At 53.6% G+C, this 25,060-nt stretch carries 21 protein-coding genes; 11 read left to right on the top strand and 10 right to left on the bottom strand.

Going from position 1 to position 25,060, the window contains the following annotated elements:
* Positions 1-217: 217 nt before the first annotated feature.
* Positions 218-1,243: a 3-oxoacyl-ACP synthase gene (locus tag LF929_RS08765; RefSeq protein WP_038904634.1), complete on the bottom strand. Its 1,026-nt coding sequence runs from the start codon at positions 1,241-1,243 to the stop codon at positions 218-220.
* A 729-nt stretch (positions 1,244-1,972) separates the two neighbouring features.
* On the opposite strand from LF929_RS08765, the gene LF929_RS08760 reads away from it, so the two are divergent.
* Positions 1,973-3,160, top strand: coding sequence for a sugar transporter (locus LF929_RS08760; RefSeq protein WP_226093138.1), 1,188 nt, complete (start codon positions 1,973-1,975; stop codon positions 3,158-3,160).
* A gap of 69 nt (positions 3,161-3,229) precedes the next feature.
* On the opposite strand, the gene LF929_RS08755 is transcribed toward LF929_RS08760, so the two are convergent.
* On the bottom strand, positions 3,230-4,702 hold the full coding sequence (locus LF929_RS08755) for an amino acid permease (protein WP_226093139.1): 1,473 nt from the start codon (positions 4,700-4,702) through the stop codon (positions 3,230-3,232).
* A 163-nt stretch (positions 4,703-4,865) separates the two neighbouring features.
* Positions 4,866-5,744, bottom strand: a complete 879-nt coding sequence (gene yieE, locus LF929_RS08750; protein WP_038908237.1) for a DNA-binding transcriptional regulator YeiE — start codon at positions 5,742-5,744, stop codon at positions 4,866-4,868.
* 105 nt (positions 5,745-5,849) lie between these two features.
* On the opposite strand from yieE, the gene LF929_RS08745 reads away from it, so the two are divergent.
* Positions 5,850-6,932 carry a YeiH family protein gene (locus tag LF929_RS08745; RefSeq protein WP_226093140.1) on the top strand — a complete coding sequence of 361 codons (1,083 nt, stop codon included), beginning with the start codon at positions 5,850-5,852 and terminating at the stop codon, positions 6,930-6,932.
* A gap of 95 nt (positions 6,933-7,027) precedes the next feature.
* Positions 7,028-7,888: a deoxyribonuclease IV gene (nfo, locus tag LF929_RS08740; protein WP_226093141.1), complete on the top strand. Its 861-nt coding sequence runs from the start codon at positions 7,028-7,030 to the stop codon at positions 7,886-7,888.
* Between the two features lie 41 nt (positions 7,889-7,929).
* Here nfo and LF929_RS08735 read toward each other — a convergent pair whose 3' ends face one another.
* The 4 genes from LF929_RS08735 to fruB all read right to left on the bottom strand — a co-directional run bounded on the left by LF929_RS08735 (position 7,930) and on the right by fruB (position 12,576).
* Positions 7,930-8,640: a hypothetical protein gene (locus LF929_RS08735; RefSeq protein WP_226093142.1), complete on the bottom strand. Its 711-nt coding sequence runs from the start codon at positions 8,638-8,640 to the stop codon at positions 7,930-7,932.
* A 153-nt stretch (positions 8,641-8,793) separates the two neighbouring features.
* Positions 8,794-10,479, bottom strand: coding sequence for a PTS fructose transporter subunit IIBC (gene fruA, locus LF929_RS08730; protein WP_038908241.1), 1,686 nt, complete (start codon positions 10,477-10,479; stop codon positions 8,794-8,796).
* Between the two features lie 16 nt (positions 10,480-10,495).
* Positions 10,496-11,434 (bottom strand): 1-phosphofructokinase, encoded by a 939-nt coding sequence (fruK, locus tag LF929_RS08725; RefSeq protein WP_016942527.1) that lies wholly within the window; start codon positions 11,432-11,434, stop codon positions 10,496-10,498.
* Positions 11,431-12,576 (bottom strand): fused PTS fructose transporter subunit IIA/HPr protein, encoded by a 1,146-nt coding sequence (fruB, locus tag LF929_RS08720; RefSeq protein ID WP_019845694.1) that lies wholly within the window; start codon positions 12,574-12,576, stop codon positions 11,431-11,433. The genes fruK and fruB overlap by 4 nt, the downstream gene beginning before the upstream one ends.
* 335 nt (positions 12,577-12,911) lie before the next feature.
* On the opposite strand from fruB, the gene LF929_RS08715 reads away from it, so the two are divergent.
* Positions 12,912-14,093, top strand: a complete 1,182-nt coding sequence (locus LF929_RS08715; protein ID WP_038908244.1) for a sugar efflux transporter — start codon at positions 12,912-12,914, stop codon at positions 14,091-14,093.
* A gap of 50 nt (positions 14,094-14,143) precedes the next feature.
* Here the strand turns inward: LF929_RS08715 and LF929_RS08710 are convergent, their stop codons facing one another.
* On the bottom strand, positions 14,144-14,398 hold the full coding sequence (locus LF929_RS08710; RefSeq protein ID WP_226093143.1) for a YkgJ family cysteine cluster protein: 255 nt from the start codon (positions 14,396-14,398) through the stop codon (positions 14,144-14,146).
* 266 nt (positions 14,399-14,664) lie between these two features.
* Here LF929_RS08710 and yeiP point away from each other — a divergent pair, with 266 nt between their 5' ends.
* From yeiP to yejF, 7 genes are all read left to right on the top strand, one after another.
* Complete coding sequence (gene yeiP / locus LF929_RS08705) at positions 14,665-15,237, top strand: elongation factor P-like protein YeiP (RefSeq protein ID WP_016942532.1); 573 nt, start codon at positions 14,665-14,667, stop codon at positions 15,235-15,237.
* A gap of 78 nt (positions 15,238-15,315) precedes the next feature.
* Positions 15,316-16,293 (top strand): GTP-binding protein, encoded by a 978-nt coding sequence (locus tag LF929_RS08700; protein ID WP_038908245.1) that lies wholly within the window; start codon positions 15,316-15,318, stop codon positions 16,291-16,293.
* A gap of 438 nt (positions 16,294-16,731) precedes the next feature.
* A complete protein-coding gene (mepS, locus tag LF929_RS08695) occupies positions 16,732-17,307 on the top strand; it encodes a bifunctional murein DD-endopeptidase/murein LD-carboxypeptidase (protein ID WP_038904648.1) in 576 nt (191 codons plus the stop codon).
* A 253-nt stretch (positions 17,308-17,560) separates the two neighbouring features.
* A complete protein-coding gene (locus tag LF929_RS08690) occupies positions 17,561-19,372 on the top strand; it encodes an extracellular solute-binding protein (protein ID WP_226093144.1) in 1,812 nt (603 codons plus the stop codon).
* Positions 19,373-19,381: 9 nt separating this feature from the next.
* Positions 19,382-20,476, top strand: a complete 1,095-nt coding sequence (locus LF929_RS08685) for a microcin C ABC transporter permease YejB (protein ID WP_012885037.1) — start codon at positions 19,382-19,384, stop codon at positions 20,474-20,476.
* Positions 20,473-21,498, top strand: coding sequence for an ABC transporter permease (locus tag LF929_RS08680; protein WP_226093145.1), 1,026 nt, complete (start codon positions 20,473-20,475; stop codon positions 21,496-21,498). Before LF929_RS08685 ends, LF929_RS08680 begins: the two co-directional genes overlap by 4 nt.
* Before the next feature lies 1 nt (position 21,499).
* A complete protein-coding gene (gene yejF / locus LF929_RS08675; protein WP_226093146.1) occupies positions 21,500-23,092 on the top strand; it encodes a microcin C ABC transporter ATP-binding protein YejF in 1,593 nt (530 codons plus the stop codon).
* Positions 23,093-23,164: 72 nt separating this feature from the next.
* On the opposite strand, the gene LF929_RS08670 is transcribed toward yejF, so the two are convergent.
* Positions 23,165-23,509, bottom strand: coding sequence for a YejG family protein (locus tag LF929_RS08670; protein WP_012885040.1), 345 nt, complete (start codon positions 23,507-23,509; stop codon positions 23,165-23,167).
* A gap of 353 nt (positions 23,510-23,862) precedes the next feature.
* Positions 23,863-25,044, bottom strand: coding sequence for a Bcr/CflA family multidrug efflux MFS transporter (locus LF929_RS08665; protein ID WP_038906374.1), 1,182 nt, complete (start codon positions 25,042-25,044; stop codon positions 23,863-23,865).
* Between the last annotated feature and the right edge of the window lie 16 nt (positions 25,045-25,060).

The following is a 25,060-nucleotide window of genomic DNA, read 5'->3' as shown; positions in this document are numbered from 1 at the left end:
ATAACACACCACCAGGCTGCCCCTGACTGGCGGGCGTGTTGGCGCGCCTCCGGACCATTGCGGAGATCATGGCCGGAACATTCACGCGACTGTCATGCGACAAGGCCCGTGATGAGCCTTGTCTTGAAAAGCAAACGTATTGCGGTGCGTAATAAAAAGGCCGAACACTCTGCCATTTTATTTGTGGGAGTATCAATAAACGTCTTTTTATCTGATATTACAAAAGACCTTTCTTATTTCTTAAAATAAGTCCACCCGCCAGCCAACGCGATGACTCAACAGAAACACCGATGGCGCACTCGTCAGCAAGGGAGATATCACTAAATTCTTTTATCTGAAAAAACAGCGCGGCATTGGCGGTGTTACCAATTTTATCCACCAGACTGAATATTTCATCCACTTTATAGCCGATATCAGATAAAATCTTTTCCAGCATCGAACCAGAAAGTTGCGGCGGTAGTAGCCAATTCGGACGCCCACCTAGTTTATCTGTCAATGCATTGATTGTATCTTGAGTAATAACCGGTACCAATTTTTCAATCAACTTATATTCTTCATTCAGCATCGGGCCATAATCGATATCATTACGCGGACCACGCCAGTTTGCCAACTGCCCAACTTCCGCATCAACACCCAGATATTTAAAAGCAATATGTTCAATTTCAATACTGGATGCTGATGGCTTATTGGAAATAAGACATCCTCCGACACCATCGCCAAATAACGTGTAATTCACCAGTTCCTTTGTGTCTTTTTTGCCAGAATTTTCATCAAAGAAATTGAGGAACTTATACGTTGTTTCAACACCGATGACCAGGCCATTATCCAGACCATTGTCTGGCGTTGCTACCAGTTCGCGAGCCAGTTTGAGCGCCTGCACTGCACCGGAACACCCTGACACAATCTGGTAGGTTTCAATCGGCCCAAAATTCATGGCATGGCATGCCTGATTAACACTGCTCGGTAAGAGCGTATCCGGCGTGGCGGACGCTACAATAATAAAATCGATACGTTCCTTCTTTATCCCGGCGCTGGCAAGCAGCTTTTTAATTACAATAGTAATTAACTCTGCCGACGACGCGATAGGTTGACCGGTATTTATATTGAGGGCAAAGTGCCGCCCAGTGTTCCCGAAAAGTTTTTTAATTAAATCAGGTTTAAATCCGATTTTATTTCCCAATTCCTGATTACTAATCATCGGACCAGGCAAATAAGTTTCTACCGCATTAATATATACGCTCATTTCCGTTCCCTCATCGAAGCTTGTGACAAAGGTCTCATATTCGTTTTTATTTTGCAACTACAAATTCAATTGCCATTATAAAAAACCATCCCGTCTTATCTATTCCATCACTGAGAAAATACAATTATTACCAGGGTAATTTTTAGATATGCCAATTTCTTTTTCCTATGTTAACGTTTTGTTGAATTAACCAGTCACACCGTATAGATGGGATAACGCCACAGTTCATAACCAATAACGGCAAAAACAGTCACAATTCCACAAAATGGAGTGTCGTGAATGCCGACATACCGTTATAACCTTCCAAGATACCACTGGCATTCCTGTTAAAAATATAAGTCACAAAAAAAGTGTCATATATTTGAAGCAAAGATTATTCATAAAAAGTATTTTCAGCGCGCCACAATAACACCACTTAAATAACCAGCCACCAAAGTAAACAAAAAACACTTCTTTATGTAGCTTATCTAAAAATGAGCGATAGAAATAAGCCAGTAATATTCATTTTATTATATAGTTTTGGCGATAAATTATTGGCGGGAAAACTCTGCTTATAATAAAACCAGACTATTTTTGCCACAGTGTCTGCATGATGCGCGCCCAGTGCATTATCACGAGGCGCACCTTCGCTGCACGATGCTGTCTTCTGACTGAAATGTGATCGTAATCGCATTTTTACCCACAATTCACTACAATAGCACGCTCGTCACACCCGTTCAGGATCCTGCTATGACATCCGCTTCCCCTTCACGCGCCACCGCCTGGTTACGCGTGGTGACGCTGGCCGTGGCCGCGTTTATTTTTAACACCACGGAGTTTATTCCGGTGGGGCTGCTGAGTGACATCGCCAATACCTTTGCCATGAAAACCGAAGATGTTGGGCTGATGATCACTATTTACGCCTGGATAGTGGCGCTCGCCTCACTGATCTGCATGTTGCTGACCAGTGGCATTGAGCGCCGCAAGTTACTGATCGGGCTGTTCAGTCTGTTTATTCTCAGCCATTTGCTGTCTGCCGTTGCCTGGAACTTTACCGTGCTGGTCCTTTCCCGAGCCGGTGTCGCGCTGGCGCACTCGGTATTCTGGTCTATTACCGCCTCCCTGGCGATTCGAATGGCCCCCCACGGCAAGCGAGCGCAGGCATTGGGGCTCATCGCCACCGGATCGTCACTGGCGATGGTTCTGGGTCTGCCGCTGGGACGGGTTATCGGCCAATACCTCGGCTGGCGAATCACCTTCCTGACCATCGCCGCAGGCGCGACCGTTGCCATGATCCTGCTGGCACGTTTGCTGCCATTACTGCCGAGCGAGCATTCCGGTTCGTTGTCCAGTGTGCCGAAACTGTTCCGCCGCCCGGCGTTGGTCGGTATCTACCTGCTAACTGTGGTGGTCGTGACGGCACACTTCACGGCTTACAGCTATATTGAACCCTTTATCCAGACCGTAGCGGGTCTGCCGGAAAACTTCACTACCCTGATTCTGTTGCTATTCGGGTGTGCCGGCATTGTGGGCAGTATGCTCTACAGCCGCTACAGCGAGCGTTTCCCGCTGGTGTTTCTGGTGACGGCGATGTTGTTGTTGCTAGGCTGTCTGACACTGCTGATGCCGCTGTCTGCTCACCCCTTCAGCCTGACGCTGCTGTGTCTGGTCTGGGGACTGGCGATGATGGCGATTGGTCTGGCGATGCAGGCCAAAGTCTTGTCACTGGCACCGGATGCCAGCGATGTCGCTATGTCGATTTTCTCCGGCTTGTTCAACCTCGGTATCGGCGGTGGCGCACTGTTGGGGAGCCAGGTGAGTCTGCATCTTGGCATGGATAAAATCGGTTATGTCGGCGCACCGCTGGTGCTGTTCGCACTGCTCGCGCTGCTACTCACGGTTTATCGCAGTGTGAAACTGGTGCATTCCCGCATTTGAGTACGACTTCTTTTAGTCGTAAAAAAAAGCCAGTCGGGTTACCGACTGGCTTTTTTGTCTATAAAACCGTTATTTGTATTCCGGGAAGGTCATCTCACTGTATTTCACTACCCGTGACTTTCTCACCAGACGATAGCCCAGCCAGATAGCCAGAAACAGTGGAATACCGATGTACGTCGCCGTCACGGCATACCAGTCAATCTTATCAGCCAGAAACGCCTGATAATTCTGCCCCAACGTAATCACCAGGCAGAGTATGAAAGCAAAGATAGGCCCTAACGGGAAAAAGCCAGAGCGGTACGGCAATGCCTTCAAATCATGCCCCTGCGCGACATAACCACGGCGGAAACGGTAGTGGCTAATGGCAATACCCAGCCAGGCGATAAACCCGGTCATACCGGAAGTATTCAGCAACCACAGGTACACCGTCTGATTGCCAAACATCGACGACAGGAAACACAACCCTGCGACCACCGTCGTCGCGTACAACGCATTACGTGGTACCCCACCTTGTGAGAGCTTGCCAAAGCACGCGGGTGCCTTACCTTCCTGCGCCAACGTGAACAACATGCGGGTAGAGGCATACATACCGGAGTTACCTGCCGACAACACCGCCGTCAGGATAACCGCATTCATGACGGCAGCCGCCGACAGCAAACCTGCATTCTCAAACACCAGCGTGAACGGGCTAACGCTGATATCTTTCACATCGTTACGCAGCAGATTAGGGTCGGTATAAGGCACCAGCAGGCTGATTATCAGAATCGCGAAGATATAAAACAGCAGGATACGCCAGAATACCTGACGAATAGCTCGCGGAATGTTAGTCTGCGGATCTTTGGATTCCCCCGCCGCCACACCAATCAATTCGGTGCCCTGAAACGAGAAACCAACGATCATAGCCACACCGATCATCGCGGAAAATCCGCCAGCAAACGGCGCATCGCCAATCTGCCAGTTGTGCCAGCCCGCATGTTCGCCACCGCGCAGAATACCGATAATCATCAGCACCCCAACGGCAATGAACAGAATCACGGTGGTCACCTTAATTAGCGAGAACCAGTATTCCGCTTCACCAAAGCCTTTAACCGAAATGTAGTTCAGCAAAAACATCAGCGACAGGAACAACGCACTCCAGACCCAGCCGGGCACCGATGGGAACCAGTATCCCATGACCAGTTGTGCCGCCACCAGGTCAACGGCGATGGTTACCGCCCAGTTGTACCAATAGTTCCACCCCAGCGCGAAACCGAATCCCTCTTCCACATAACGTGCGCCATAAGTGGAAAACGAACCAGATACCGGCATAAATGCTGCCAGCTCGCCAAGACTGGTCATCAGGAAATAGACCATCAGGCCAATCAGCGCATACGACAGCAGTGCCCCACCCGGCCCGGCTTGCGATACCGTCGCACCAGACGCGACAAATAAACCGGTACCGATCGAACCGCCGATGGCGATCATCGTCAAATGCCGCGCTTTCAACTCACGGCGTAGCGTGGTTCCCCGCGGTTGCGCGAGGTCAGTATCATGTTGAGCCATTACAATCCATGCCCTTGAAAATTTGAGGGCGGATTGTAGGCAATCTGCTACCTGCTGAATAGCACATAGCGCGGATTATAAGAGACCTTCATAACTCACCCGGTATCATAAGTAATCCCTCTGGAACACACGCCAGATTTGTAACGCTGATATTGCAGAGCTGTTAAGGGTGTTCCTCTCCCCGACAATACTCCAGGAAGCATTGCAGCACGCCCGATAAGTGCTTTTGGCGATGGTGTACCAGGTATAACGTGCGGCTTAGTTTCGGTAACGGTACCGGTAACTCCACCAACACCCCGGTAGCGAGCTGCTCAGCTATCACATGCCGCGACAGGCAACTGATCCCAATGCCATGTCGCACCGCGTGCTTGATGGCCTCTGAATTGCCAAGCTCCATCACCAGCCGGAAATGCGGCAGACGAGCCAGCAGCAAATGATCCAGCACTTCACGCGTGCCTGACCCGTGCTCACGCAGGATCCACGGCGCATCCGCCAGCGTCTGTAACGAAAAATCATGGTCAATCAGCGGATTGCCGGGGGCGCAAAACACCACCAGTTCATCTTCCCGCCAGGGTTGGGTGACCAAATCCGGGTGATGACACGGCCCTTCTATCAGGCCCAAATCAACCCGAAACTCAGACACCGCATTGACTACATCCTGGGTATTCCCCACATACAGCTCCAGCGGGATGGCAGGGAAATCCTGACGATAGCGGGCAATCATCGCCGGCATCAGATAATTACCGATGGTACTGCTGGCATAAATGCGCAGCGCGCCGTTATCACGCCGGAAAAGCTGTTCAATTTCCGCCGACTGCTCCAGCAAGGCCAACGCTTTAGGGTACAACAGACGACCGTGTTCATTGACCACCAGCCGTTTACCCACACGATCAAACAGCTGTACCCCCAGTTGGCTTTCGAGATCAGCCAACGCCGCGCTGACGGCGGATTGTGACAGCGACAACACCACCGATGCCTGTGTGGTTGAACCGCTTTTCAGGACTTCGGTAAACACTTCCAGTTGACGTAACGTAATGTGCATAGGGGCTCTTATCGTAAATATCTATAGGTTATAAATATATAATCAATTTCTATTTTAAGCGCGCTGATCATAGGCTGTGCCCTCAACCTTACATTGATAGCGGGTATGGCTATGTTTTCATTTTCTTCCAGGGTACAACGACTTTCCCCTTTATCCTCGGTGGGCCATCTGTTGACTGGCATCATCCTGATTGGCCTGCTGACCCGTGGCATCTTATGGTTATCCGGCCTGCCAGCCATTGCCGGATTGGGGCTTGGCTCCCTGACATTGGCGATACTGGTTGGCATGGTACTGGGCAATACGGCTTATTCGCACCTGCAACCCTGGTGTGATGCCGGTGTCCAGTGGTCCCGGCATTACCTGCTGCGCTGGGGCATCATCCTGTACGGCTTTCGGCTGAGCTTCCAGCAACTCACCGCCGTCGGTAGCGCCGGTCTGGTTATCGATGTGCTGATGCTGACCTCTACCTTGTTGCTCGCCTATTGGCTGGGGCGGCGCTGGTTCCAACTGGACGGACATACCGCGTTGCTGATTGGCGTGGGCAGCAGTATTTGCGGCGCCGCAGCGGTACTGGCCACCGCCCCGGTACTGAAAAGTACCGCCGATAAAGTCGCGGTTGCGGTATCCACCGTCGTCCTGTTCGGTACCACCGCCATGTTTCTTTACCCCTGGATGTACCAACATTTTATCCAGTATAGCGGCTGGTTATTTACCCCGCAGACTTTCGGACTCTACCTCGGTTCCACCGTGCATGAAGTGGCGCAAGTGGTCGCCGCGGGTCACGCTATCAGCCCGGAGACGGAGAACACGGCGGTCATCGGTAAAATGTTACGCGTCATGATGCTGGCACCGTTCCTGTTCCTGCTTGGCTTGTGGGTCAAGCAGCGTCAGCCAGCCCATCAGACTGCGACATCCGCTACCACCGGTTATCCGTGGTTTGCGCTGGGCTTCGTATTGATGTGTGGCTTTAATTCGCTGAACTGGCTGCCCGCTCGTTGGGTCGCCCTGATCACGCAACTCGATAACGTGCTGTTGACCATGGCGATGGTAGCGCTGGGGATAGCCACCCGCCTGAGCACGCTACGACAGGCGGGGGTCAAACCCTTACTGCTGGCGGCAGTGCTGTTTATCTGGCTGGTGGCAGGCGGTGCGGCTATCAATCTGGCGATACAGCATCTTTTCGCCTGAATCGGTCCCCAGGATGAAATAACGTCTGGGTGAAACAGGGCTACAGACCGTGACGCGGTAATGTCATAATGCGCGGGCATAAAAAGGAGAAAACCATGAAATATGTCGGAGCCCACGTCAGCGCATCGGGTGGTGTGGATCAGGCGGTTGCCCGCGCCCACGACATCGGTGCCACCGCGTTCGCGCTGTTTACCAAAAACCAGCGCCAGTGGCAGGCTGCGCCATTAACGGCGGAGGTGATTGACCGTTTTCAGGCCGCCTGTGTCCAGTATCAATTCACCCCGGCGCAGATACTGCCGCACGACAGCTATCTAATCAATCTGGGTCATCCGGATGACGAGGCTTTGTGCAAATCGCAGGCGGCATTTATCGACGAAATGACGCGTTGCCAGCAACTGGGGCTGACATTACTGAATTTTCATCCCGGTAGCCACCTGCGTCAGATAGACGAGAGCACCTGCCTGCGCCGCATCGCCCATTCCATCAATCTGGCGCTGGAAGCAACCAGCGGCGTCACCGCAGTGATAGAAAACACCGCCGGTCAGGGGAGCAACCTGGGGTTTCGGTTTGAGCATCTGGCAGAAATCATCAGTCAGGTGGAAGACAAAAGTCGGGTCGGCGTCTGTATCGATACCTGCCATGCGTTCGCAGGCGGTTATGACCTGCGCACCGAGGCCGACTGTGAGCGGACCTTTGCTGAACTGGAGCGTATCGTCGGTTTCGGCTATTTGCGCGGCATGCACCTGAATGACGCGAAAAGCGAGTTTAATAGCCGGGTGGACCGTCACCACAGTCTGGGCGAAGGCAACATCGGCAAAACCGTGTTCAGCTATATTATGCGCGACTCGCGCTTTGACGGCATTCCACTGATTCTGGAAACCATCAATCCAGATATCTGGGCGCAGGAAATCGCCTGGCTCAAATCACAACAATCGCCGGTCAACCTCGTCTGCTGACACAGGAATCGCGGCCAGATACTGGCCGCTACACGGCGTAATCAGGCCGTTTCCTCCCGCCGTAATTGCGCCGCCCGCTCGAATATTCGGTTTGATACCGTGCGCGGTTTATGGCCCTGCCCATCAGGCTGCACAACGCACTGAAATGCATCACGCAGTTGCATCGCTCTTCCCTGCTCATCACGCCCGATAGCGTATTTATCGTGAAAGGGCGAAATCGCCAGCGCCAGATTATCAATGATCGTATCGCGATAAGAGAAGGCGTTCTTCTTTACCGACAGCATCTGATTGATGATAGCGCAGTCGATCAAAGTACCGGTGAGCCATTCGGTTTCACAGGCATACCCGGCACACCAGCGTAACTGGTTGCCACGAGTAAAGGTTTCGATTAACTCGGTATGTGCCCCTACAAAACAGGCGCCGAGCAGCAACCCGGTAATATTGAACTGATGCGACAACTCGCCGATAGGTACCAGCACATCCCGAATGTGCGTCCCCCCTACTCTTTTCCCCTGACCGTGCGCGGCGACATAAATAATGATGTTTTTGAAGGGGATTTTGCACAAACACTGTAGTGCGGTGCGAAAACTGGCCTTGTCGTAGAAATTAGCGCAATACACCTCGGTGTCACCGGCGACCTTGGCAATCCCCTCAATAAACGGCACGACGGATGAGCGGTTGGCATCCAGCGCATCCAGCTCCCAGGGCGACTCCAGCACCAAAATCCCCCGGCTGGCATGATGACGCGGCATGGCATTCTCCTTTTTAGCGAGCATAGCATGACGAAATCATACCGCTGTTGAGTGCACTCTCCTCGCGGGAAAAGCGTAAACTCGCGGAAAAAAACGTAAAAAAAACGCCGGTACATCGCACCGGCGTTTTTATCACTGCATTGTCATTACGTGTCAGGCTTTAGCCAGTTGCTCTTCCGGACGTTTCAGCACAGCGTACAGCACGCCAGCCACGACTGTACCCGCCACGATGGAAAGCAGGTAGCCCAGAACCGGTGTGATCGCACCTGGAATCAGCAGGACGAACAGACCACCGTGCGGAGCCATCAGCTTAGCGCCAATCGCCATAGAAATGGCACCCGTCAACGCACCACCCAGGATACAGCACGGCAGTACACGCATCGGGTCACGGGCAGCGTAAGGAATGGCCCCTTCGGAGATGAAGCACAGTCCCAGTACTACCGCCGCTTTCCCCCCTTCACGTTCGCCAGCCGTGAATTTCTTGGCAGCAATGAATGTCGCCAGACCCATCGCCAGCGGTGGCACCATACCGGCAGCCATAACAGCAGCCATTGGCGCATACACCTGGCTACTGAGCAGCGTGGTACCAAACACATAGGCCACTTTGTTTACCGGGCCCCCCATATCGGTACACATCATGCCGCCCAGAATGGCACCCAGAATGACCGCATTCGCCGTACCCATGGATTGCAGCCAGCCAGTCAGGCCAGTCAGGATTTTCGCAACCGGGGTACCGACCACGTAAATCATGATAAGGCCGGTTATCAGCGTCGCGAATAGCGGAATAATCAAAATCGGTTTTAGCGCCGACATACTCTGCGGCAACGTCACATGGTTGCTGATGGCGCGCGCCAGATAACCTGCCAGGAACCCGGCGATGATACCACCAAGGAAACCCGCACCGGTGCTGACAGCCAGCATACCGCCAACCAGACCCGGAGTCAGACCCGGACGGTCAGCAATGGAGAACGCAATGTAACCTGCCAATACCGGCACCATCAGTGCAAACGCAGAGCCGCCACCGATCTTCATCAGCGCCGCTGCCAGCGTCCCTTCTTCCTTGAACGCGGTAATCCCGAACACGAATGACAAGGCAATACACAAACCACCTGCCACCACCATCGGCAACATGTACGACACGCCGGTCAGCAGGTGACGATACGGGCCTGTGCCGCCTTTTTTGGCCGAGTCAGCCGCCGCGCCACTTTGGGCAGAGGGCTGGAAGACCACCGCTTCAGACAGCGCTTTATCAAACTCTTGCGCCGTCTTCTTCAATGCCAGACCTGTCGAGGTGCGATACATTTTTTTACCGGCGAACTTACTGAGGTCAACTTCAATGTCCGCCGCCACGATAACCAAATCCGCCTGTTCAACTTCTTCCTGGCTAATCGGGTTACCTGCACCTACGGAGCCGCGGGTTTCCACTTTCACCCACCAGCCACGTTTTTTCGCTTCACTTTCAATTGCTTCAGCCGCCATGAAGGTGTGAGCTACCCCGGTCGGGCAGGCTGTCACCGCCACAATACGCTTGGCCGCAGTCGGCGCAGCCGCTGGAGCTGCCGCTGCCGGAGCCTGATACGGCTTCGCCTCAGCCTTCGCTTTTTCCAGGAACTGAGCGGGCTGACTCAATGCCAACTCCACATCCCCGGCAAACACGTTCTTGCCATTCAATCCACTGTCTGCCTGTACGGAAGCACCCAGCACGATCGCCAGTTCCGCATCAGCAAGTTGCTCAGTGAGGGTAAGTCCTGCGTTAGCTGCGGCAGCACCGAGCAAATTCTTCACCAGACGGCTTTTCGCCAGTCCCAGTGATTTATCGAGTATCAGCAGCGTTTTCATTGTTTATCTCCTGCTGTCAATTAAAGGGTTGTAGATCAACACGCGCCATCATCGCAGCCAGCTGCGGACGATCGCTAATGCCAACGTTACTCTGGCTAACGGCCAGCGCTGCCACCGCAGTGGCCAGACGCAACGTATGTTCACTGGACTCACGCATCAATAAGCCATAAATCAATCCCCCCACCATGGAGTCACCCGCACCTACCGTACTGATCACTTCACAGGCTGGCGGCATTGCACGCCAGGCACCGGACGCATTGACCCACAGCGCGCCTTCCGCTCCCAGCGAAATCACGACATGAGCAATACCCTGTTCACGCAACGCATGCGCTGCATCTACCACATCCGCCAGCGTAGGTAATTTACGCCCGGCCCAAATTTCCAGCTCACGGCGGTTGGGTTTCACCAACCACGGCGAGGCTTTCAGGCCTGCTACCAGCGCTTCACGGCTGCTGTCGAAAATAATGCACGGACACTGGCTACGCAGACGCGACATCCAGTCGGTAAACGCATCCGGGTCAACACCACTCGGCAGGCTGCCACTGACAGCTACCATGTCAAACTGCCCCAGCCAGCTCAGCGAATCGTTCACGAAACGCTGCCAGTCTTGCTGGGTCACTTCAAAACCGGAGAAATTCAGATCGGTCACATCGCCATTCTGCTCGGTGAGTTTGACATTAATACGGGTACGCCCCGACACCACCTGGAAACGGTTGGCGATGCCCAACTCGCTGAACAACTGTTGAAAGCCGTCCTGATTGTCTTTGCCCAGGAACCCACCGACGGTGACATCAATGCCGAGGTCTTTGAGCACCTTAGCAACGTTGATGCCTTTACCTGCGGCATGCAGCCCCGTAGTCTGGACCAGATTCACCTCACCCCGTTCGATTTCCGGGCAATACCCTACTAAATCATAGGCGGGATTCAGGGTAATGGTGGCAACGCGTCTGCTCATGCTGCGCCCTCCCCAAGACCAGACTGAATGGCCTCACCAATCGCTTTCAGCGCTGCTTCAGCATCTTCACCGCGAGCGGTAAAGCGCAGACGGTGGCCGCTTTTAACCCCCAACGCCACCACTTTCATCAGACTGCGGCCGTTGGCGGGTTTACCGGTGCCGTCAAGATTCGTCACCGTTATCTCGCTGGAGAACTGTTTAATCACGTTGACCAGCATCGCGCCGGGACGGGCATGCAGACCATGCTCATTGCGGACAGTAAATTCAGCTTCCAGTGCGTCGCTCTCGGCTTCACCTTCGGTTGCTTCGTCACTGGTCAACAACGCCAACAACGTGGTTTCGTCAGCAGACAGCAGGCTGTCAGCTTTACCGGCAATCAACAACTTGCTGAGATAATCCAGTGATGCAAATACTTGCTCGTCGGCAGCCGACACGGTCAGCAACAGCGCAACGGTTTCACCGTCTAGTGCGAATGGCTGGGCTGGACGGCTTACCGCCAGCGCGCTCACCAGGTTGCCGTTCAGACTATCGCTCAGCCAAATACCCTGCCCCAGATGGGTCGGTTTAGTGGCGACAACATGGCTGACGAAACTGGCGTCAACTGCGCCAATCTGCTGCAAACGACCGGCGTTCAGCGCCTGCAGGGTCATCAGGTTATCCGTCGCCACATTCAGGTTAATCAGCGACGTATCAAAGCGGAACGCACCTGCCAGTTGTTCACCCATCAGCAACCCACGCAGTTCGTCAGCGGAGGTGGTACTGGCAAGACGGGCCGCAACGCGGTCATCGCTCAGCACATGGGTCAGTTGACGTAACAGCGCCAGGTGTTCGTCAGAACGGGCAGCGATGCCCAGCACCACATACGCGGTCTGGTCTTCCCCCCACGCAATGCCCTGCGGGAACTGGAATACCTGAACACCGGTTTTCTTCACCAGATCTCGCGTATCGGTCGTGCCATGCGGGATGGCGATACCACTGCCAAGATAGGTCGATGTCTGCTGCTCACGCTGCAGCATCCCCGCGACATAGCCTTCGCTCACGCAACCCGCTTCGGTCAGAGCGGCGGCCACCTGACGGATGGCCTCCTCTTTCGTACCGGCGGAAGCACCTAAATGAATGTCGTGCTGTGACAACTGAAACATAATGCTCCTCTCTTGCTGAACTTGAATCGTTTCAGCTTTTATGAGAAATAATTTGCTGACTCGCTCAGGGTAATTTCAGCAAAACCTCGCTGAAACGTTTCAAAAATTCTGCGTTTTTCATTATGGCTATGCAAGCATTCTGCATGGATGAAATGACAGATCTTAGAGGTCACGCACATTTTCACCCGAAAATTCAGTGCGCATTAACAGGTTGTCACACTTGTGCTGAATAGGTGCTGAAGAAAAAAAGTTGAAACGGGCTTTCGTTTCTACCCTATCAGCGTAAGATAGCGCGTTCAGTTTTCCTCCTGTTCTTTTTTTGACCTGAATTCAGCATGACATTTTCTTCCACCCGTGTAGCCCGGCGTCTGCCCGACCTGACATCTTCGGCATTTCTGATGATTGCCTTCCTGACCGGGATTGCTGGTGCGCTGCAACTCCCCACACTGAGCCTGTTTTTGTCCACAGAAGTACAGGTCCGCCCGGTTATGGTGGGGCTGTTTTATACCGGTAGCGCGGTGATCGGCATCGTCGTCAGCCAGGTTTTAGCAACCTATTCCGATCGCCAGGGCGACCGCAAAACGCTGATCCTGCAATGTTGCCTGCTGGGTGCGCTTTCCTGCCTGCTGTATGCCTGGAACCGCAACTACTTTGTTTTGCTGTTCATCGGCGTATTGCTGTCGAGCTTTGGTTCTACAGCCAACCCACAGCTGTTTGCACTGGCAAGGGAACACGCTGATCGCACCGGCCGGGGCGCGGCCATGTTCAGCTCCGTGATGCGAGCGCAGATTTCACTGTCATGGGTCATCGGGCCGCCGGTTGCTTTCGCGTTAGTATTGGGATTCGGGTTCCCGGTGATGTACCTGACGGCAGCAGCGGTGTTCGTCTTATGTGGAGTGTTGGTGTGGCTGTTACTGCCCTCTATGCCGAAGACCCGGGTTAAGTCCGCCGCTACGCTGGAATCGCCGCGGCAAAACCGGCGCGATACGCTATTGCTGTTTAGTGCCTGTACCCTGATGTGGACCTGCAACGGTATTTATCTGATCAATATGCCGTTATATCTGGTGCATGAATTACAGTTACCGGAGAAACTGGCCGGGGTGATGATGGGGACCGCCGCCGGGCTGGAAATTCCGGTGATGCTGCTGGCAGGGTATCTGGCCAGTCGATTGGGCAAACGCCTGCTGATGCGTATAGCGGTGATAGCCGGGCTGGTTTTCTATACCGGCCTGACGTTGCTGAACAATCACTGGGCATTGCTGGCGCTGCAACTGCTGAATGCGATTTTCATCGGTATTCTGGCCGGAATGGGCATGCTGTATTTTCAGGATCTGATGCCGGGTCAGGCCGGTGCCGCCACAACGCTATTTACCAATACCACCCGGGTTGGCTGGATCATTTCCGGCTCACTGGCTGGGATGGTGGCTGAAGTCTGGAGTTATCATGCCGGTTTTGTCATCGCTATCGCGATGCTGGCGGGCGCTGCCGTCTGCATGTGGCGCATCCGCGACGTTTGAGACAGCACTGTTTACTGTATAGAGGATGGATGCACAGACGTTTGGTGCGCTCAGGGCGCGGTAGCATCTTCCAGTTCGATAAGGTATTGCATCGCCTCATCACGACTGTTGCGGCACATGTCACAACTGGGTTGCAACCCACGACATACCGCCGGACGTAAGGGCGAAAAGAACAGGCCGCAACGCATACGCTCATCAAGATGAATACAGGTCGTATTAGCGGGTTTTCCCTGCGGCATGCCGGGGATCGGGCTGGAGATAGACGGTGCGGTACAGCAGGCTCCACAATCAGAACGACATTCCATCAGTGACCTCCGGGGATTCCCCTTGCTAGTGCAGGTCGCAGAGCCTAACAGGCTGGCGGCCGCAAGGCTACTACTCTCTATTCGTGCATCTATTCGTGCTATCCGTGCCATTCGCGGTCGGTTTAGCATCGTTTTCATTTCTGCCGTGTTTATCCCTCGGGTAGTTTGTCTGGTGCCAGACAGCCACAAATCCCTCTTGCCTGAACCCATCCTGACGAGTAACGTGTCGCCACAAAAATTTCTCTTCTTTATTTAAGGTACATTTCATGGCAAGAGCGAATGAGATCAAACGCGGCATGGCCGTTAACTACAACGGTAAACTGCTGCTGGTGAAAGACATTGATATCCAAAGCCCCAGCGCCCGTGGTGCCAGCACACTGTACAAAATGCGTTTCGCTGACGTTCGCACCGGACTGAAAGTAGAAGAGCGCTTCAAAGGTGATGACATTCTGGACACTATCACCCTGACCCGTCGCTCTGTCACCTTCTCTTATATTGATGGCGACGAATACATCTTTATGGACGAGGAAGATTACACCCCGTATACCTTCAAAAAAGAGCAGATCGAAGACGAACTGCTGTTTATCCCGGAAGGCGGCATGCCGGGTATTCAGGTATTGACGATGGAGGGTCAGTTGCTGGCGCTGGAACTGCCGCAGACCGTCGATCTGGAAATTGTCGAAACCGCACCGGGCATCAAAGGGGCTTCAGCCAGCGCTCGCAACAAACCAGCCACACTGACTACTGGTCTGGTGATTCAGGTGCCGGAATACCTGAGTGCAGGTGAAAAAATCCGTATTCACATCCCTGAGCGCCGCTATATGGGTCGTGCGGACTGAATGAGTTAGCCAACCAAGCCCCTTCTCCGCGTCTGACAGGCCATGTCAGACGCTTCCCGCACACGCAAGGAGACTCCTGTGTTGACGAAAGTAAACCTGATTACCGGCTTCCTCGGTAGCGGCAAAACCACCACCATCAGGCATCTGCTCTCTCATAAACCCGAAGGCGAAACCTGGGCGGTGCTGGTGAATGAGTTTGGTGAAATCGGTATCGATGGCGCGCTGTTAAGCGACACTGGCGCACTGCTCAAAGAGATCCCTGGCGGTTGCATGTGCTGTGTCAACGGCCTGCCGATGCAGGTAGGGCTCAACATGCTGTTGCAGAAAAAACCGCATCGGTTACTGATTGAACCTACCGGCCTGGGTCACCCGAAGCAAATTCTGACACTGCTGACCTCTGAAGCCTACCAGTCATGGCTCCAGCTACAGGCCACCTTGTGTGTACTGGACCCACGCCAGCTCGGCGACAGCCGTTATACCGACAATGAAAACTTCCGCGATCAGCTTGCCGCAGCGGATGTCATCATTGCTAATAAAGAAGACACCTGGCAACAGAGCGACCGCGATGCGCTACAACACTGGCATCAACAGCAGGGCCAGGGGCGTCGACTGCTAACAGCGTCTCAGGGGCAGGTCGATACCGCCGTATTGGACCTACCGCGGGACAATCACACCGCACTGCCGGATGCCCGCCACCACCATCACGATGCACCGGCGAAAACTGGACTGGCAGCACTTAAACTGACGGGTCATGAACGCTGGCGTCGTGCGCTGAATCAGGGCCAGGGGTATTACGCCTGTGGCTGGATTTTTGATGGCGAGACCCAATTCAACACCGCTCGTCTGCTCGACTGGGTGCGGTTGGCACCGGTAAGCCGTATTAAAGGTGTGATGCGTATTGCGGAAGGTACGTTGGTGGTCAATCGTCAGGGATTCGACCTGCGCATTGAAACACAGCCAGCTTCACCGCCAGACAGCCGTATCGAAATCATTAATGACTCAGAAGCGGAATGGAACACGCTGCAAAAACAGCTGTTAGATTGCCGCGAGAGGTAAGCAGAGAGGTAAGCACAACCGGTAGCGCGTCGTGTCGACGTTAAACGGCCGACATGAAACGGCAGTAGGGATATCTGTCAGAACGCCATACTCTCTTTTATTTCTCGTTCTGTACGCCTATCGCAGTGTTTTATCGGGCTGACGTGGGATATTTCATCACGAAATCATATAAACAAAAAAGACAAAAAAACTCGCAATCTGGTTTTCGTTAAGGTATGGTCGTCGAGGTCCAGGATTCATGGGCAGACATCCGGCCAGTTAAATAGATGTTGCAACACCGATAATAGTGTGCGGTGTTGCACAAATTAACAGACGAATAATTGTCCCATGAAAAGTAGTGCTTTAGTCTGACACTCGTTTTGTTTGGCATAGATAACAGTGTTTATAAACACAGCATAGCGATTTAATCGTTAAGGACATCAAGGGAACATAACAACAATGGTCAAATCTCAACCGACTCTGAGATATATCTGGCGGGTGTTGCCTGCCGTGGCAGTAGCGATAGCGCTTTCTGCCTGTACCAGTAACAATGCAAATGTTAATAATCAAACTGATAGGCGTGTGGTTAACGGTGGTGACCCTTCACTACAAGCCTCTCAGGATGAATTCGAAGCGATGGTTCGCAACGTGGAAGTCAAATCCAAGTTGCTTGAACAATACGCCAATTGGAAAGGCGTACGCTATCGTCTCGGGGGCGACAGCCGTAAAGGCATCGATTGCTCCAGTTTCGTTCAGCGCACTTTCCGCGAACAGTTTGGTATAGACTTGCCGCGCTCCAGCTATGAGCAACAAGACATCGGTGTTCAAATTCAGCGCAGTAAGCTGCGTCCCGGTGATTTGGTTGTATTTCATGCGGGTTCAACCGGCCGTCACATGGGTATCTACCTTGGTAACCAGCAGTTCGTTCATGCTTCCACCAGTATTGGTGTGACGATATCCAGCATGGATGACAGCTACTGGAAGCCTCGCTACCGTGAAGCTCGCCGGGTGCTGGCACAAGCGCCGCACAGCTGATTTACTTTTCCTTTGATGTCGTCCAGACAACCAGAAAACGCCGCCTGCCAAACAGCGGCGTTTTTTTTATTACCTGTCTGTTGCCTCCCGATCATCATCCGGGTTGATTAACAGTAGGTTCAACGTGTTATTTCGTGGTAAAACAGAACGCCATAGCGTCCGGCATCGCGATTGCCAGGAATTTCAGGCTTTTTCTCCGTTCGGTCTACTTTCATACGGAGAAACATGAGGTTATCAGGAGTCAGCCCTTTCGATGTTTACACGTGCGATTATCGTCGCCTTACTGTCCGCCTGCACCTGGCTGGCTTATGCCGCTCCTACGACATTGCAGACCTACGCGTTCGCCACTCTGGGTGAGCCTAAGTACCCACAGGGGTTCACCCACTACGATTATACCAACCCGGCGGCCCCCAAAGGCGGTAATGTAACGTACAGCGCACTGGGCACCTTCGATAACTTTAACCGTTTTGCGTTGCGTGGCCTGGCTGCGGCTCGTACTGAAAGCCTTTACGATTCGCTCTACGTCAGTTCGGAAGACGAGCCGGGCAGTTATTACCCGCTGATTGCGCTTAACGCCCGCTATGCCAGCGACTACAGCTGGATAGAAATAGACATGAACCCGGCCGCCCGTTTCCATGACGGCTCGCCGATTACCGCCTCTGATGTGGCGTTCACGTTCACAATGTTTATGACGCAGGGTGTGCCGCAGTTTCGTCTTTACTACAAAGGTGCCGAAGCCAGTGTGATTAATCCACACCGGGTGCGTTTTACCTTCCCAGAGCCTGACAAAGAGAAAATGCTGGGGATGTTAACGCTGCCGGTCATGCCGGAAAAATTCTGGCGCGATCACAAACTCAGCGACCCGTTAAGCACCCCACCGTTAGCCAGTGGTCCTTATCGCATCACCGATTACCGCATGGGGCAATACGTGATTTATTCACGCGTAACCGACTACTGGGCTGCTGACCTGCCGGTCAACCGGGGGCGCTACAACTTTAACCAGTTGCGTTACGACTACTACCTGGATGACAGCGTCGCGCTGGAAGCCTTCAAAGCGGGTGCCTTCGATCTACGCATCGAAGGTTCACCGAAGCACTGGGCAACCCAGTACGAAGGCGGTAACTTCGCACGGGGTTATATTCTGAAGAAAGATGAAACTAATCAGGCGGCGCAAGATACCCGTTGGCTGGTGTTTAACATCCAACGCCCACAGTTTAGCGATCGCCGGGTACGTCAGGCGCTGGCACTCGCTTTTGACTTTAACTGGATGAACAAGGCTCTGTTTTTTAGTCGCTACCAACGCCCTTACAGCTTTTTCCAGAACACCGAGTACGCCGCTCAGGGAATGCCATCCGTTGCTGAGCTGGCCTGGCTGACACCGCTGAAAGACCGTCTTCCCGCCGAGGTTTTCGGCCCGGCATACCGCCCGGAGGAATCCGATGGCAGTGGCTATGATCGCGCGGGTCTGCTCAAGGCATTACACCTGTTGCAGCAAGCGGGTTGGGAATTGAAAAATCAGGTGCTGGTCAATAAGCACACCGGCCAGCCTTTTCGTTTCGAATTGCTGCTACCGAGTGCCTCAAACGCTATCTATGTGTTGCCATTCCAACACAATCTGGCTCGGCTCGGCATCCGTATGGAAGTACGCAGCGTCGACAGCCCGCAATTCAATAATCGGTTTCGCAAGCGCGATTTCGACATGATCCCGAAACTGTATCCGGCGATGCCCTACCCCAGCTCCGATCTGGCGATCAGTTGGAGCTCCGCCTACATCAATTCTTCCTACAATTCGCCGGGTGTACAAGATACGGCTATCGATCAGTTGATTGATAACATTGTCAGTCATCAAGGTGATAAAGCCGCGCTGCTGTCATTGGGCCCGGCGTTGGACCGGGTACTCACCTGGAACCAGTTTGCGATCCCAATGTGGTATTCCAACCACGACCATTTCGCCTACTGGAACAAATTCGCCATGCCGGCAACCCGCCCGGCCTATTCGCTGGGTATCGACAGCTGGTGGTATGACGCCAGTAAAGCCGCCACCCTGCCGACAGCGCGTCGATAAGGAGCCGATGTGGGAACTTACCTGTTACGCCGATTACTGCTGGTGATCCCCACGCTGTGGGCCATCATCACTATCAACTTTTTTATTGTGCAAATCGCGCCGGGCGGCCCGGTTGATCAGGCCATTGCATCCATTGAAATGGGTCAGGGCACGGGGTTTAGCATGGGTGGCAACGACGGCGGTGGGCTGGCTCGTGGCCCGGGGGGCAAACCCTCGGTGGAAAACACCTATCGGGGTGCCCGTGGTCTGGACCCGGAAGTGATCGCTGAAATCACCAAACGCTACGGGTTTGATAAACCGCTGCATGAACGTTACCTCAAACTGTTGTGGGATTATGTCCGTTTTGACTTCGGCAACAGCCTGTTTCGCGGTTCATCCGTGATTGCATTGATTAAAGAGAGCATGCCGGTTTCGATATCCCTTGGGCTGTGGAGCACACTGATTATCTATCTGGTATCGATTCCTCTGGGTATTAACAAGGCGGTGCGTAATGGCTCGGCGTTTGACGTCTGGAGTAGTACGCTGATTATTATCGGTTACGCCATTCCCGCCTTTCTGTTCGCTATTTTGCTGATCGTCGTGTTCGCGGGTGGCAGTTATCTGGACTGGTTCCCGCTACGCGGGCTGGTATCCCCGCATTTTGATAGCCTCTCCGCGTTCGACAAGGTCATCGATTACCTGTGGCACATTACATTACCGGTGTTGGCGACCGTGATCGGCGGCTTCGCCACGCTGACCATGCTAACCAAGAACTCATTTCTGGACGAAATCCGCAAACAGTACGTGATCACCGCCCGCGCCAAAGGCCTGGAAGAGAAACAGATCCTCTACCGTCACGTATTTCGCAACGCCATGCTGCTGGTCATAGCCGGTTTTCCCGCCACGTTCATCAGCATGTTCTTTACCGGTTCCCTGCTGATCGAGGTGATGTTTTCCCTTAATGGCCTCGGTCTTTTGGGGTACGACGCCACCTTGCAGCGCGATTACCCGGTGATGTTCGGCACCTTGTACATTTTTACTCTCATCGGCCTGTTGCTAAATATTCTCAGCGACATGACCTATACGCTGGTTGACCCGCGTATCGACTTCGAGGAGCGCCAATGAGTCGTCTAAGCCCGATTAATCAGGCGCGCTGGGCACGTTTTCGTGCTAATCGCCGTGGTTACTGGTCGTTATGGGTTTTTCTGGTGCTGTTTTTGGTGACGCTCGGCTCGGAGTTAATCGCTAACGATAAGCCGTTATTGGTGCATTACAACGGGCAGTGGTACACGCCGTTTATCGTGGATTACAGTGAAACCACGTTTGGTGGCCAACTGGCGACAGCGGCCGATTACCGCGACCCTTGGTTGGCAAAGCGACTGGAACAAGGCGGTTGGGTGGTGTGGCCACCGATTCACTATCATTACGACACCATCAATTATGCTACCCAGCATGCGTTCCCCTCGCCGCCCTCGGGCCAGAATTGGCTCGGTACCGACAGTCAGGGGCGTGATGTGCTGTCGCAAATCCTGTATGGCTTTCGTATTTCCATTCTGTTTGGGCTGGCGTTGACGTTGCTGTCCAGCCTGATTGGCATAGTGGTCGGTGCCTGCCAGGGGTATTACGGCGGGCGTATCGACTTGTGGGGGCAGCGCGTTATCGAGGTCTGGTCCGGTATGCCGACGCTATTCCTGATTATCCTGCTCTCCAGCGTGATTCAACCAAACTTTTGGTGGCTGCTGGGCATTACGGTGCTGTTTGGCTGGATGGCGCTGGTCGGTGTGGTGCGAGCAGAATTTCTGCGCACCCGCAATTTCGACTATATTCGCGCCGCACAGGCCATGGGCGTTAGCGATCGTTCCATCATGTTCCGCTGCATGCTGCCCAACGCGATGGTCGCTACCCTCACCTACCTGCCGTTTATTTTGTGTGGTTCTATCACCACCCTGACCTCACTCGATTTTCTGGGGTTCGGTTTACCGATGGGCTCGGCGTCACTCGGTGGTTTATTGTTGGAAGGGAAAAACAACCTACAGGCACCGTGGCTTGGCATCACCGTCTTCATCGTGCTGGCGGTGGTGCTGTCACTGCTTATTTTTATCGGCGAAGCCGTTCGCGACGCCTTTGACCCGAGCAAGGCGCATTGATATGTCCGAACAACCTTTACTTGACATTCGTGACCTGAGTATCGCGTTTCGCCGCGGCGATCAGCAACGGTGTGTGGTCGAAAACGTCTCACTGAGTATTGCCGCCGGAGAAACGCTGGCGCTGGTGGGGGAATCCGGTTCCGGCAAAAGCATCACCGCGTTATCGGTGTTGCGCCTGTTACCTTCGCCGCCTGTGGTCTACCCTCAGGGCGATATTCTGTTTGCCGGCGAGTCGTTGCTACACGCCAGTGAACAGCAACTGCGCCAGGTACGCGGTAACCAGATTGCCATGATCTTTCAGGAACCGATGGTGTCGCTTAACCCGCTACACACCATTGAAAAACAGCTGGCCGAGGTGCTCTCGCTGCACCGGGGCATGCGTCGTGACGCCGCCCATGACGAAATCATCCGTTGTCTTGAACGTGTTGGCATTCGTCAGGCGGCGCGACGGCTGGCGGATTTCCCTCACCAGCTTTCCGGTGGTGAGCGCCAGCGAGTGATGATTGCCATGGCATTGCTGACACAACCCCGCCTGTTGATTGCGGATGAACCGACCACTGCGCTGGATGTCACCGTACAGGCGCAAATTCTGGACCTGCTCAATGAACTCAAGCAGGAACTGAACATGAGCCTGCTGTTTATTACCCACAACCTGAATATTGTGCGTCGGCTGGCTGACCGGGTTGCTGTCATGCAGGCAGGGCGCTGCGTCGAGCAGAACCGAACCCATGCGCTGTTCAGTGCGCCACAACATTCTTATACCCGACAATTGCTGGATGCCGAGCCAACCGGGGAAGCATTACCGCTCACCTCGGATACGTCGGCCTTGCTGGATGTCCGGGGGCTGGGTGTCAACTTCCCAATCAGACGCGGTTTGCTACGCCGTACGATGGGGGAAAAGTCGGTACTGCAGGCGCTTAGCTTCTGTCTGCGCCGTGGCGAAAGCATCGGGCTGGTGGGTGAGTCGGGGTCAGGGAAAAGCACAACCGGGCTGGCATTGCTGCGGTTACTGCGCAGTCAGGGCGAGATCTGGTTTGATGGTCAGCCGTTGCACCAATTTAACCGCAAGCAAATGCTGCCGTTTCGTCGCCGCATTCAGGTCGTTTTTCAGGATCCCAACGGCTCATTGAACCCTCGACTAAATGTGGAGCAAATTATCGCGGAAGGGCTGCGGGTCCATCACCGACTGAGCGCGACAGAACAGACACAGCGGGTTATTCAGGCCATGCAGGAAGTAGGGTTGGATCCGGATAATCGTCACCGCTACCCATCAGAGTTTTCCGGCGGTCAGCGTCAGCGTATTGCTATCGCCCGGGCCTTGATACTGCAACCGGAATTGCTGATTCTCGACGAGCCGACCTCATCGCTCGATCGCACGGTTCAGGCACAGATTCTGGCGCTGCTGAAAACCCTGCAACAGACCCACCAGCTCGCTTACCTGTTCATCAGCCATGACTTGCACGTCGTACGTGCACTTTGCCATCAGGTCATCGTGCTGCGCCATGGTGAGGTAGTCGAGCAAGGCGACTGCCGACAAATCTTTGAACATCCGCAGCAGGATTACACCCGAGCGCTATTACAGCTGTCAGCCTGACAACGATTCAGAAGTACATGTCAGACGTACATGAGAACAGAAATCAGGCAGCATCGATACCGATGCTGCCGGTTAGAACGGGTATTGAGCGCAAACCGATTCGGCGATCGCCACACCCACATCTTTCAAACGACACATCGCCGCACTCTCGTCCTGACGATACAAAAACAGGCAAGGCTCGCCTTCCCACTCCACCACGGCACATTGCAGTTGGATCTCATCCAGCGACTGGTTGAGATGCCGCATGATCTGACGGGCTTCGTCGCCGTCATGGCTGAGCAGTTTAAAACCAATCAGATAACTGTCGTCATCCAGACCGCAAAGCGGAATCGGTTCAACTTTGACACCAGTAAAACCCGATGACCATCGATAACTTTGCGGCAAGCGATGGACTACCGAAAGTTGGAGAGTATTCACAGCGTCTTCCTCAGCTAAGCAGCCATAAATTCACAAAATTATAACATAAACTCATAGGATTTTTTGCCAGACATCTTTCTTTTACCACGATTTAGATACAAAAAATCAACATATCTTCATAATGAGGCCAACCCAGAAGCATGGCGCTCAATGTGGTCACTGGTCAAAACGTTAACAAGATCACGTTCCTGATCGATTTTGCGCTATATGTAACCTTTTATTCCCAATATCTCAACCCATTTCTTCTAGTTGTTCACTTTTGGTTCAAAATTTTCACAATTCAGGAACGACAGGCGGGCGAACTGCCAGCCATGCGCTGGCAGTCTTATCAGAAAAAAGACAGAAAGGTGGCATTAACGCCGACTGGCGTACAGAAATAAACCGAGGGCAGCAACCGAGCACACGGCCATGGCACTCACCATCGGCCAGGCGCTTTGAGCGGTTGCCAGTGACAACACCGTACCCATCAGCGACCCCAGCCCGAAACGCAGCGTCCCGGCCAGTGACGACGCCGTACCGGCCATGTGCGGGAAGTCATCGAGGATCACCGCCATGGCGTTAGACGCCACGGTAGCAACACAGCCCACGAACACCGCCACGCCCAGTACCAGCGGGAAAAAACCCAGATGGAAACTGCAAACCGCCACCAGCCATATTCCCATCACAAACTGGATGATCAACCCCAGCCGGAACATGAACATCGCCCCCATGCGCGACACGATACGGCTGTTGAGCAATGTCATCAGAAACAGGAACACGATATTCAGCGCAAAGTAGTAGCCAAAATGTTGAGGTGACACCCCGTTCAGGTCGATGTACACAAACGGCCCGGCACTGAGAAAAGCGAACATGCCGGAAAACGACAACCCACTGGCGAACATATAGCTGAAAACGCGACGATGACGAACCAACTGGAAAAAATTCCTCAGCGTGGTACGCAGGCGAAAACGCTGCCGCCGCTCTACCGGCAAGGTTTCATGCACACATAACCATACCAGGACTGTCGCCACCAGCGAGGCCGCCGCAATCGTCCAGAAAATGGCATGCCAGCTCAGCCAGAATAGCAACGCGCCGCCGATAATTGGCGCAAGCAGCGGCGCTACCGTCATGACCAGAATCACAAATGACATCATGCGCGAAAATTCATCTTTCGAGAATCGGTCACGCAGCAACGCGTTGATCACCACACTGGCCGACGCGGCGGACAGACCGTGCAGAAAACGCATATGAATCAGTTGTTCGACCGTTTGCGACAGTGCGCAGGCCGCAGCAGCCAGCGTAAAAATCAGTACGCCCCCCAGAATCACCGGCTTACGACCGATGCTGTCCGACATCGGGCCGTAAAACACCTGCCCAATCGCAAAGCCGAGCACATACGAACTGAGGGTCATCTGCACCCGGCCGGGATCAACAGAAAATTCTTTTGCAATCACGGGCAAGGCAGGCAGATACATATCGATGGCGATAGGCATCAGCATCGATATCAACCCCAGGATAAAAATCAGACCGACGCGCGAAGATGAGGGTGGTTGCACGACAAACATTTCTCCA

Origin of the sequence: Dickeya oryzae (assembly GCF_020406815.2) — a bacterium.
Classification (GTDB): domain Bacteria; phylum Pseudomonadota; class Gammaproteobacteria; order Enterobacterales; family Enterobacteriaceae; genus Dickeya; species Dickeya oryzae.
Note: the sequence above shows the minus strand (reverse complement) of the source record. Positions and strands in the feature narration are given on the sequence as shown.